Here is a 10,713-nt window from a genome sequence, read left to right as displayed (position 1 = left end):
GCCTCGGCTTCGGTTGAGAACTGGGGCGGCGCAATGGCGTATAGCCATCGCTTCAGGGGTATCGGTCATGTCCTAACGATTTTGGCGATGGCTATAACTTGGTAGATACTGAACACGATAAAGTTGCCTACAAACCCGTTTTTTTATCTGTAGAATCTTTAAACCCTTTGCATGAAAATTCTACATATTAACCAGTCGGATATTGAGGGTGGGGCGGCTATTGCTAGCTATCGACTTCACCATGGACTACTCCGACAAAGCATAGATTCAAAGATGCTGGTTGGTACAGTAAAAACCGATAGTCCTTTAGTGTGTGCCACCCCCCGTCGTCCCAACTTAGAAAAGCTGCAGTTTCACTTAATTTCTCGATTAGGTCTCAACCATGTTTTAAACTTGGGCAGTTTCGATATTCCCCAGCATTCCTTTTATGAAACGGCAGATATTCTAAATCTACATAACCTACACGGCGGCTATTTTAGCTATTTGGCTCTGCCTGCCCTAACCCAAAATAAGCCTGCCGTCTTTACTCTTCACGACATGTGGAGCTTTACCGGGCACTGCGCCTACAGCTACGACTGCAATAAATGGCAAACTGGGTGCGGTCAATGCCCGTATCCCGACACCTACCCTGCTATTGATCATGATACTAGCCATTGGGAATGGCACCTCAAAGATTGGATTTACAATCAGACTAATCTCACAGTTGTTGCGCCTAGTCAGTGGTTAACTAACCAGGCTCGTAAGAGTCAACTCAATCGCTTTCCCATTCACCATATTCCTTACGGTATTGATACGAGTGCTTATCAACCCCTTGACCCTGAACTATGTCGCCGAGTATTGGGTATTCCGTCAGGTAAACGAGTGATAATGTTTGGCGCTACCAGCTTAAAAGACCCTCGCAAAGGAGGCGATATATTATCACGTGCATTGCAGACTTTACCTGACTTAATCAAGAAAGAACTATATTTATTAATCCTAGGTGAGGGTGAGGACGTAATTGAGAGAGAAGTAGGTATACCAACCTTTAGCATGGGGTATGTAAGTAGTGATCGACTGAAGTCGATTGCCTACTCAGCGGCAGATCTATTTGTCTTTCCTACTCGGGCAGATAACCTACCCTTAATGCTGCAAGAAAGCTTGGCTTGCGGCACTCCGATGGTGTCATTTGACGTTGGGGGTGTTTCCGACCTGGTAAGACATGGAATCACAGGATATTTAGCCCAGTTAGAAGATACCATTGGCCTACAGCAAAATATTATGAAATTGTTGGAAGATCAGGCTGCCAGGAATAAAATGTCTGAAAACTGCCGAAAGATTGCCCTTAATGAGTACAACTCTGATATCATTGCAAATCGCTATATCAATCTCTATAAGAATATTTTAGTTAAATAGAGTATAAATTAAAATAAATTTTAAGTTAGCCACACTCTTCAAAAGTATCAGCAGCTTTATGGCTAAATCGCAGTCAGCCTGCTCAAAAATATCTGTTGTAACAGTTGTTTACAATGCTGGGTCTGCTCTCCAAAAAACAATTGAAAGTGTTGCGGCTCAAGATTATTGCGGCATCGAATATATTGTTGTTGATGGTGACTCAACAGACCTTACTAGGACCATCATTGAAAGCTATCAACCCGTGATTGACGTCTATATCAGTGAACCTGACGAAGGTATTTATGATGCTATGAATAAATCCTTATCTCTTGCCTCTGGTGAATGGATACTCTTCATGAATGCTGGGGATACATTTTTTAGTTCAAGTTCTTTAAGTCAAGCAATATCTTCTCTCAGTACAACTGCTGACGTTATTATGTCAGCAGTTTCAGAAATATTAGTTGACGATTTGGAAACTCGCATTTTTAAAAAAGTTCCACATTCTTTGGAAAAACTTTGGTACCAAATGCCAACTTCACATCAATCTACACTGGTTCGACTTGAGATTTTAAAGCAGTACAAATTCGATACTCGGTTTAAATGGTGCGCTGATCACGACCTGCTTGCACGGTTATATCGTGATGGGAAAGTTTTTCTTTTGCAAGATGTTATGCTAAGCAGTTTTGACTGTTCAAGTTTAGGTAACCATAGAAAGCCTCATATATACATCAAAGAGCGTTGGCAAATTAGCAAGGGACTAGCCCCCTTTCACAAAAGAGTTTTTCGGTTTGGGTATGAGCTTTATCACGCCGAAATATGGGGCCGCATCGTACCTACACTGAAGTTCTTTATGCCCAAATCTTTAATTTTGCAATTGCGAAAAATCAGAGGTACATCTGGATCATGACGTCTAGAAGATAACACAATGCAAAAATCTAAAATTATGATTTCAGAATCTTCAAGAGTGGGTTAGATTGAAACTCACTCTGTATCGCGCTGGCTTAAGCATCGACTGCTCAGTTTTTTGCACTATATTGATTTCCAGCTTAGAAAAGATAAAAATGAAGTCTTGATGGCATCAGAAACGAGTAATCCCTTTGAAGATTGTCCAGATTGGCATGAGCTTGAAAAAGTGGATTGCCGGTCATGTTCGCCATGGTCACTTAGTAATGCATAGTGGCATTAAAGTTCTTCCTACGGCCTACCAAGGATATGACCACGGGAAGTTAATGCAACGAGCTTTAGGGATTCATGAACCCCAAGAAGAAAGACCCTTTAGGAATATTCTTTTACACTTTCTCCTCGTTCTAGCATGGTTGAGCTTGGAAGTTATTGGGCCTATTATTCGCTTTGGTTTCAAAGCCGCATTCCCAACGCCCGATCAATCATGGTAGAGCCTAAACTGTCTCATCTTAATTATGGGAAGCGCCATTTTCAAATTAATTCATTGAAGGGAGATTTCTTGCAAGCTGGAGTAGGAAAACAATCGGTCAGCAGCAAAGATTTGAGAATAGTTACAGTCGATGAGCTGTTTACAATGTTCTCACTAGAAAAAATAAGTATATTACATAGTGATATTCAGGGCTATGAGCTAGAAATGCTGCAAGGAGCAGAAACAGCTTTAAAGAAACAAGCCATTGATTTTTTCTTTGTCTCTACCCATTCTGATGCCTTGCATGAAGGTTGTATCTCATATCTAAAAAATTTAAACTATCAAATCTTAGATAGCTATCGAATTAGTGAATCTTGGAATCCTGATGGCTTAATCGTTGCCCAAAGCCCAGCGATCCCTATTGTCAAATTAAAATCTGCTGCTAGGAAAAGTGAATAAATCAATTCTTGTTTCATGAGTTCTCTAGGCATCTATTTTTCAGCCAATGATGTGGTTTATAACTGGGCGATCGCATTCCTCAATAGCTTTCGTACCTTCAATCCAGATCTACGACTGCTGCTGATTCCATTTAATGATGACTGCGATCGCCTCCTTAAGCTTCAAAATACCTATAACTTTGAAATCTATACCGATCCATCTTTTGAACGTTTAGAAGCCATCGGCCAAGCTTTTGAACTTGGCCATACCCCCACTGGCCCCTACTGGTTTCGTCGCTATGCCGCTTTTTGGGGGCCATGCGATCGGTTTATGTATCTCGATGCTCGGCAAGTAGTTTTAGCAGATCTCAAACCCATCATTCAAGCTTTAGACGACTACGATTTTGACCTGCTGCATTTTGACTGTGCCATCAACCAGGTTTACGAACCAGGTAAACTACGACGGAAATTATTAAGGCAAGGTAAAGCAAGAGGCTTTAACTCAGGCCGATGGGCGGCCCGCAAAGGGCTTTTCACCATCGAATCATTTGAGACTTTCTCTATCAATGCTCTAAAAGTTCGAGATCAACTCAACCCACGGAATACAGACCAAGCTTTTATTAATTATTGTTGTGACACCAAACCTGTTTGCTATGGTCACGTGGCAGAGGTTTTAGGTGGTATTTGCCAAAATGGATGGGCTCGACAACCTGGAAAAGTTTACCAGGCCAATTGTAAACACTTCATATGGGATCATGGAGGAAACGATCATAATAAACAAATAATTTTACTGCATTGGGCTGGACACAAACTTAACTCCAACATTCCCAATAAATATATATTTTTTCGCTATCTTCTCATGGAGAAATCAACACTGGCTGTTGTGATTTTTTATTCTCTCGACTTGTTCAAGAGTCTCATCTACATCCCTTCTGATAAATTGCGCCGAAACAGACAAATTAATTCTTTTTATCACCATTTTTTAACTTGAAAACGAAAGACCTTCTATCTGAAAGTCGCTTTAATTACCAGAACTACTTTTGTTGCTTTCTTCAGTTTCTTTTTCCGAACAAGAAAACATCCTTTTGTTGAGTACTTAGAGCGTGCATATTATTTCCTATATTCATCCAGCGCGGACTTTGCTTCCTTGTACTGGTGCAGGACGGCACATTAACAACACGCTTTTAAGCCTAGCCGACGACGACAGTATAGATCTTGAACTTCTTTTTTCTCGCGAGTGGCTAACTCCAGAGCAAACGCTTCCGGCTAACTGTCCGTTAAACAAGCTGACCTTCCGAACATTCTCCATGCCAGAAAATCGTACCGAGCGGCTGTGGAAGTTAATCGGCTATCCTTCCATGGACCGTTATCTATCTGATCAGTCTGACTGGCTCTTTGCCCCTATGGAAACCTACTTTCCAGTCAGAAAATGCCCTGTAGCTATTACCATTTATGATGTTCAAGCCTTTGAGCCAAATTTGCCTTGGTCTCACACCTGGCAGCATCGCTGGTTTCGTTATAAGTGGGGGCGTTGGGTTCGCCGTGCTATCGATCATTCTCGTATAGTCTTCACCATCTCTGAGTTTTCAAAGCAGCGCATGGTTGAGCTACTAGATGCACCTGCAAAAAGATTGTGAATATTGGTTGTGGGGTAGAGTCTCCTTTTTTTGCAATTGCCAACACTAACCCAGCTATATTCGAGCGACCAACAGCTTCACCTTACGTGTTTATGGTTGGTGGCCTACGCCTGAAAAAAGGTGGAGATTACTATCTGACCCTCGCTCAATCACTACAACAGCGCCATAGTCCTATTCAAATCGTTATCGCTGGAGAGATAGACCCAACCTACGCTGAGGCTGCCAAAGCACATCCCAATATCACGCTGCTTGGTGTCGTTTCCGATGATGCCCTGCCCAAACTAATGCGGGGCTCTCTATGTCTACTCTTTCTTTCGCTCTACGAAGGCTTTGGCATTCCTCCCCTAGAGGCGATGGCCGCAGGAGTGCCAGCCGTAGTCGCCAACCGGGCCTCTCTGCCCGAAGTCGTCGGCAATGCAGGCATTGTGGTCGAGCCCGACCATACCGAAGAAATCGCCGACATTCTGATCAACCTAGATTCAGACTCTGCCCTACGCCAGCGCTATATTGACTTGGGGCAGCGCCATGCCGCTCAGTTTACCTGGGCTGCCTGTGTTGAACGAGTTATTCAGACACTTCACCAATACGCTTGAGCACCATGTCTACAGCCTTTCAAACAACATCTAAGGCCCAGCCTTAATGCCTAAAAAGATTGTTTTCTGCTGGTCTGACATCTCAGGCTACATGGCCGCCTGCTGGCGTGCCCTAGCTCAGTCGTCTGATCTACAGGTCTTTGTCATCGCCTTTCAGGCAAAAACCGAGACTGCCTTTTCAGATCAGCTCATGGCTGGTATTCCCTGCCGTCTGCTCGACTTGGCCGAACGGCAAAATACAACCTTAATTTACGATCTAGTTGTGCAGCAACAGCCCGATGTGCTGGTGATTCCGGGCTGGCTGCACCCGCCCTATCGCCAGTTAGTCAACGAGCCTAAGCTTTGCTCTGTACCCATAGTCATGGGCATGGACACTCCCTGGCGCGGTACCGTCAGACAGCGGCTAGCCCCCTACGCCCTACGGCCTCTGCTGCGACACATTGATCAAGTGGTGGTGACCGGCGATCGCAGTTGGCAGTACGCCACTCGTCTAGGGGTATCACCTAACCGCATTGAGCGCGGGCTCTACGGGGTTGACGCGGCTACCCTCGACCCACTCTGGGATCAGCGCCAGGCAGATTGGCCTAAGCAATTTTTGTTCGTGGGTCGCTACATAGCTGCTAAAGGCTTAGACACCCTAGTCTCGGCCTACCAGCGCTACCGTCAGCAATCGGCCCAGCCCTGGTCGTTGCTCTGCTGTGGGCAAGGCCCCCTAGCCAGCACTCTGCAGAATCAGCCTGGCCTTACCGACGGTGGCTTTGTGCAGCCCCAGGCGCTGTTGGCTCACCTGCGGCAGACCGGGGCACTGGTCTTGCCCAGCCGCTTTGACCCCTGGCCCCTGGCCCTGGTAGAGGGGGCCGCTGCCGGTCTTCCTATCATTTGTACCGATGCCTGCGGTTCAGCGGTCGAGGTGGTGCGGTCTGGCTACAATGGTTACGTCGTGCCGCCCGATGATGTCAGCAGCCTGGCCCAGGCCCTACACGATATCGAGCAAGCTTACCCACATTTGCCGACCTGGGGGCAGCGATCGCAGCAGCTTGCCGCCCCCTACTCGGCCCAGATCTGGGCCGAGCGCTGGCAGAGACTGTGTTGTCACCTCACCGCTGCCTCCTAGCCCTAGCCCTATGGAACTTGTTAGACAGCTTTTACAATTTGCGACTTCTCCCCTAGGGTTGTTTGTCCTAGTGGGGGGTGGGCTGTGGGTATTTACGGCAAGGCTTCAGGGGTCTGCCCAACCCTGGCTGCTGCTGGCCGTTTTTGGCTTTGCCGCCTCCTTAGCCGAGTTTCGCGATGAATTCGTTCTAGAGGCTCCCGACCTGGTGTTTCCCCTAGAGCAGCTGCGTCAGGCGGGGCGGCCATTGACAGTTGTGCTCTTGGCGCTGCTGCTAGCCTTGGCCTTGCGGGCTCCCAACACCTGGCGCAAAAGCCATTTTCCACGGCCTTTGCTGTACCTCTTTTTGCTGCAAGGGGTGCTACTGCTCAAGGTGTTGTACGGTGGGAGCCTACTTTTTGTCTTGCTCAGTGCTGCCACCTACTGCGGCGTAGTCACGATGGTGGTGCGTGGCCCCAGCCGGTGGTTACAAACCGATCGAGACTTTGCCTGGGGCCTGGGGTCTATCGCCTTGGTCGGCGCTATTTTTCTAGGGGTCAACCTCTACCAGGCCCAGTTTGATCTCTACCCCATCACCTTTGTTCACGACTTGTTTTTGGGCACTACAGGCAACCCCCAGCACGCTGCGGTGTTATTGATGCTGACGCTGCCCGCCTGGTATTTTTTCTTGATGCAGCCTCAGCCCTCTTGGCAGCGCTGCATCTGGGGTAGTGGTATTTTGATTACGCTCTATGCCCTGGTTCAAACCGGTTCGCGCACGGGGGTTTTGGGGGCAGTGGTGGGTCTAGCCGTTTTCTTTGGGCAGCGCCTCAAACTATGGCAGGTCGTGGTTCTAGGAATGTTGGTCGGCTCCATCGCCCTCTGGTCTACACCGGGTGGCAACACGACTGCTGTGGGGCTGCCTGGCGCTGAGTTACCCACGAGGGTAGACAGTGTCGTCCCCGACAAATTTTCCAATATGGAAAACACCCGTGCCCAGGTCTGGCAAGCCCAGTGGAATACGTTTATGGAATACCCTCTGCTGGGTGCCCCTTTGATGGGCGATCGCCTCGGGTTTGGCGAAAACTCATGGCTAGCCGTTGCCGCCTCGGCGGGGATGGTTGGCCTGGTGCCCCTGGCTTTATTTGCCTACTACTGCCTGGAGATGATTGTGAAGCTCTATCGCATTGGCGATCACCCCGACTATCGGTTTTACTGTAGTGCCGTCACCGCAGGGCTCAGCTCTCTGCTGATTGGCAGCGTTGGCGAAGCCTATCTGCTGGGGCTAGTTAGCTTTCCGCTGCTGGCTTTAGGGGTTTATCTCGCTCTGGGCCAATATCTACTAGAGTGCTGGCAGCGCGATCGCCCTTGGCAGCCCGCCGCCTACGATTCCTCCTTATATCTGCCCCAGCAGCCCTCGCGGTGATTATTCACACGATTCGCAATTTAGATCGGGCTACCGGTGGGGCACCGGTCACTGTTCTACAGCTCTTGCGGACTATGGCTCTTCAGAGCCCAGATCAGCATTGGGGGCTACTGGCCAAACCAGGGCCATCGCCCCTGCTCAGCGATACCTCGCTGGCGGTCAATGCCCAGTGGTACCCCATCGCCCCAGCTTTCGATCGCCATTCTTTGCGCGCTACCCTCAACCGATTACACCAAAAATCTTCGATTCATCTCATTCACGATCACGGTCTCTGGCTGCCTAACAACCACCGTGCCGCCCAGTTTTCTCGGCGGTGCAGCATTCCCAGAGTGGTGAGCACCCACGGCATGTTAGAGCCCTGGGCCTGGCAATACAAAGCCTGGAAAAAGCGCCTGGCCTGGCACGGGTTTCAGCACCGCGATCTGCGCACGGCCCAAGTCCTCCATGCCACATCAGCAGATGAGGCAGAGCGCCTGCAACTGTTGCTGCCCCACCAGCCGGTCGCGGTCATTCCTTGGGGTATCGAGTTGCCTCCCCAAAAACCCGAGAGTGCTCCCAGGCACCCTGACAAAAGCTCTCTGCGTCAGGTACTTTTTCTATCGCGCCTTCACCCCAAAAAAGGATTGCTAGACCTGATCGAAGCCTGGCGACAACTCCCCACCCAGGGGTGGCAACTCATCATCGCTGGCCCAGACGAACAGGGTCATCAGGCTGTAGTTGAACAACGCATTGATGAGCTACGCCTGACTAACATTACGTTTGTGGGGGCTGTAGATGGCCAGCAAAAATGGAGTTGCTATCGGCAGGCTGACATCTTTGTACTGCCTACCCGCAGCGAAAACTTTGGCCTGGTCATTGCCGAATCACTGGCCGCAGGTACACCAGTAATTACCACTACAGCCGCGCCATGGTCAGATATCAAAACCCATAACTGCGGCTGGTGGGTTCACCCTGGAGTTCCGCCACTGGTCAACGCTCTCCAAGCCGCAATGAGTCTAGAGTCGGGGCAATTAGCAGCCATGGGCCAGCGAGGTCAAGCCTTAATTCAAGACAAGTACACTTGGTCACGGGCTGCACATCAAATGCTCCAACTCTACAGATGGCTACTGGAATCAGCCGATCAGCCTGACTGCCTTTATATTTGAGCAGATGAAGTCTATAGCGATCGCGGCATCTCTCGCCATAACTCACTATCAATCACAGCGTTAAGATCCTATGCAAACTTCAACTTCTTACGAATATAGTTACGGTAGTTCACAAATAGGGCATCACCATCACTATTTAGCAAAGCCAGTTTTAAACTTAATTCATAATGCGATCGCCCAAACTCACCGCTCTAGCCCTGTCGCCATCTCAAAAATAAAAATCCTAGATTTAGGTTGTGGCAACGGCAGTTTTAGTCATTTTCTGGCGGCACAGGGGTTTGAGGTGGTTGGCATTGAAGAATCAGCTTCTGGGGTAACCCAAGCCCAACAAGCTTATCCAAACTGTCAATTCCGGCAGGGCAGTATCTACGATCTAGACCTAGACGGTCTTGAGCAAGTTTTTGACCTAGTTATCTCCACTGAGGTCATTGAGCATTTGTTTTACCCCAGAGAATTAGTGCGGCTAGCACGGCAATGTCTGCGTCCAAAAGGGACGTTAATTTTAACTACCCCATACCATGGCTATTTAAAGAATTTAGCGCTGGCCTTGTCCGGCAGCCTAGATAGTCACTTCACCACCCTATGGGATGGTGGTCACATTAAGTTCTTTTCAGTGAACACTCTTAGACAATTAGTACTTTCTGAAGGCTTTACTGATCCAAAGTTTCAATTCGCTGGTCGCGTCCCCTACCTGTGGAAGTCTATGGTCTGCGCCGCCACCCTGCCTATACAGAGCTAGAGCTCGCTAGCTATGCGATAGATATGGAGAAATCTCGCTTATATCCAGCTATGTTTACGGTTCAGCCAACCTTTGACGATATGCTGTGCCTCTTTCAAGAAACCAATCGCCAATTCAGAAACCTAGACTAGCCAATCGGCGGGCTGACTTCCTAGATTGACAGTTTGCCGGCAGCTTGGCCTTACTTTTTGGCCTTACTTTACTAGGAGAGCGACGCAGACCCGCCCAACACCTTAAACCTGATCACAGGGCTCAAAAAGCGTAGTTAATGGTGGCGGTAAGCTCGGTATCTGTGTTGTCGGGCTTAAACAACACATTGAGATTGACATCGAGCACCAGGTTGCGAGCGATGCCCACGTCTACACCGCCCGTGATCAAGGGGTCAATGCGAGAGCTGCCTTCAGCATTGTAGGCAACCCCCGCCCCAGCGTAGGGAAAAAACCGATCGCTCACTCCAAAATCGACAGAGATGGGTAGTCGCAGCTCGGCACTGTCATCAAACACCACCGCTGGCCGCACCGAGAGGGTAGCCGCATCGGTCAGCTCGGTAAGTTTGACCTTTGAGTCGATCACAAAGGCCGTAGAGTCGCTGAAACCAGCGCGAATGCCGACGCCGACATAGTTGTCAGGGGAAATTTGAGCCTGAACCGCTGGGGCAGCTACAGCCCCCACGGTTAGAGCAGTCAGGACTACGATATCGAGTTTCATCTGCTTTCCCTTAAGTACAAACACACATGGCCGCAGATTTAATGTGCCTCAGTACTTGGGTTTACAGCTTCCCTAGGGCAAAATCCTGCTTAAATTGCAGACATTAGGGGTAGATTGCGTGAAGGTTATGTGAGTTTTCTTGGGTTTTTGACTAAAACACAGAGCCTGAAACCCAGGCTGTTGTCTGCCCTACCG

The 10,713-nt window shown here is 48.7% G+C and carries 12 protein-coding genes; 11 read left to right on the top strand and 1 reads right to left on the bottom strand.

The features are described 5' to 3' along the window. The first annotated feature begins 171 nt into the window (after positions 1 to 171). The 11 genes from AC0QKW_RS02565 to AC0QKW_RS02515 all read left to right on the top strand — a co-directional run bounded on the left by AC0QKW_RS02565 (position 172) and on the right by AC0QKW_RS02515 (position 9,810). Positions 172 to 1,392: a glycosyltransferase family 4 protein gene (locus AC0QKW_RS02565; protein WP_473149488.1), complete on the top strand. Its 1,221-nt coding sequence runs from the start codon at positions 172 to 174 to the stop codon at positions 1,390 to 1,392. Positions 1,393 to 1,450: 58 nt separating this feature from the next. After that, positions 1,451 to 2,278 (top strand): glycosyltransferase family 2 protein, encoded by an 828-nt coding sequence (locus tag AC0QKW_RS02560; protein ID WP_473149487.1) that lies wholly within the window; start codon positions 1,451 to 1,453, stop codon positions 2,276 to 2,278. 190 nt (positions 2,279 to 2,468) lie between these two features. Further along, a complete protein-coding gene (locus tag AC0QKW_RS02555) occupies positions 2,469 to 2,765 on the top strand; it encodes a hypothetical protein (protein ID WP_473149486.1) in 297 nt (98 codons plus the stop codon). Then, on the top strand, positions 2,759 to 3,202 hold the full coding sequence (locus AC0QKW_RS02550) for an FkbM family methyltransferase (protein ID WP_473149485.1): 444 nt from the start codon (positions 2,759 to 2,761) through the stop codon (positions 3,200 to 3,202). The genes AC0QKW_RS02555 and AC0QKW_RS02550 overlap by 7 nt, the downstream gene beginning before the upstream one ends. A 15-nt stretch (positions 3,203 to 3,217) precedes the next feature. Further along, a complete protein-coding gene (locus AC0QKW_RS02545; RefSeq protein WP_473149484.1) occupies positions 3,218 to 4,171 on the top strand; it encodes a hypothetical protein in 954 nt (317 codons plus the stop codon). 112 nt (positions 4,172 to 4,283) lie between these two features. Then, the gene (locus AC0QKW_RS02540; protein ID WP_473149483.1) at positions 4,284 to 4,817 is read left to right on the top strand and encodes a glycosyltransferase family protein; all 534 of its coding nucleotides are present in this window, start codon (positions 4,284 to 4,286) and stop codon (positions 4,815 to 4,817) included. Positions 4,818 to 4,909: 92 nt separating this feature from the next. After that, on the top strand, positions 4,910 to 5,410 hold the full coding sequence (locus AC0QKW_RS02535; protein WP_473149482.1) for a glycosyltransferase: 501 nt from the start codon (positions 4,910 to 4,912) through the stop codon (positions 5,408 to 5,410). 46 nt (positions 5,411 to 5,456) lie between these two features. Further along, a complete protein-coding gene (locus tag AC0QKW_RS02530; protein WP_473149481.1) occupies positions 5,457 to 6,524 on the top strand; it encodes a glycosyltransferase family 4 protein in 1,068 nt (355 codons plus the stop codon). A 10-nt stretch (positions 6,525 to 6,534) separates the two neighbouring features. Then, positions 6,535 to 7,926 (top strand): O-antigen ligase family protein, encoded by a 1,392-nt coding sequence (locus AC0QKW_RS02525; RefSeq protein WP_473149480.1) that lies wholly within the window; start codon positions 6,535 to 6,537, stop codon positions 7,924 to 7,926. Next, positions 7,848 to 9,071 (top strand): glycosyltransferase, encoded by a 1,224-nt coding sequence (locus AC0QKW_RS02520; RefSeq protein WP_473149479.1) that lies wholly within the window; start codon positions 7,848 to 7,850, stop codon positions 9,069 to 9,071. Before AC0QKW_RS02525 ends, AC0QKW_RS02520 begins: the two co-directional genes overlap by 79 nt. Before the next feature lie 70 nt (positions 9,072 to 9,141). After that, on the top strand, positions 9,142 to 9,810 hold the full coding sequence (locus tag AC0QKW_RS02515; RefSeq protein WP_473149478.1) for a class I SAM-dependent methyltransferase: 669 nt from the start codon (positions 9,142 to 9,144) through the stop codon (positions 9,808 to 9,810). 252 nt (positions 9,811 to 10,062) lie between these two features. Here the strand turns inward: AC0QKW_RS02515 and AC0QKW_RS02510 are convergent, their stop codons facing one another. Continuing rightward, positions 10,063 to 10,518 carry a hypothetical protein gene (locus tag AC0QKW_RS02510; RefSeq protein WP_473149477.1) on the bottom strand — a complete coding sequence of 152 codons (456 nt, stop codon included), beginning with the start codon at positions 10,516 to 10,518 and terminating at the stop codon, positions 10,063 to 10,065. Between the last annotated feature and the right edge of the window lie 195 nt (positions 10,519 to 10,713).

This window comes from Pseudanabaena sp. PCC 9330, from assembly GCF_055795045.1.
Note: the sequence above shows the minus strand (reverse complement) of the source record. Positions and strands in the feature narration are given on the sequence as shown.

Coding starts and splice junctions, on each gene's coding strand:
- AC0QKW_RS02545 (WP_473149484.1), top strand. CDS start 3,218: ATGAGTTCTCTAGGCATCTATTTTTCAGCCAATGATGTGGTTTATAAC.
- AC0QKW_RS02550 (WP_473149485.1), top strand. CDS start 2,759: ATGGTAGAGCCTAAACTGTCTCATCTTAATTATGGGAAGCGCCATTTT.
- AC0QKW_RS02565 (WP_473149488.1), top strand. CDS start 172: ATGAAAATTCTACATATTAACCAGTCGGATATTGAGGGTGGGGCGGCT.
- AC0QKW_RS02510 (WP_473149477.1), bottom strand. CDS start 10,518: ATGAAACTCGATATCGTAGTCCTGACTGCTCTAACCGTGGGGGCTGTA.
- AC0QKW_RS02535 (WP_473149482.1), top strand. CDS start 4,910: ATGGTTGGTGGCCTACGCCTGAAAAAAGGTGGAGATTACTATCTGACC.
- AC0QKW_RS02530 (WP_473149481.1), top strand. CDS start 5,457: ATGCCTAAAAAGATTGTTTTCTGCTGGTCTGACATCTCAGGCTACATG.
- AC0QKW_RS02560 (WP_473149487.1), top strand. CDS start 1,451: ATGGCTAAATCGCAGTCAGCCTGCTCAAAAATATCTGTTGTAACAGTT.
- AC0QKW_RS02525 (WP_473149480.1), top strand. CDS start 6,535: ATGGAACTTGTTAGACAGCTTTTACAATTTGCGACTTCTCCCCTAGGG.
- AC0QKW_RS02515 (WP_473149478.1), top strand. CDS start 9,142: ATGCAAACTTCAACTTCTTACGAATATAGTTACGGTAGTTCACAAATA.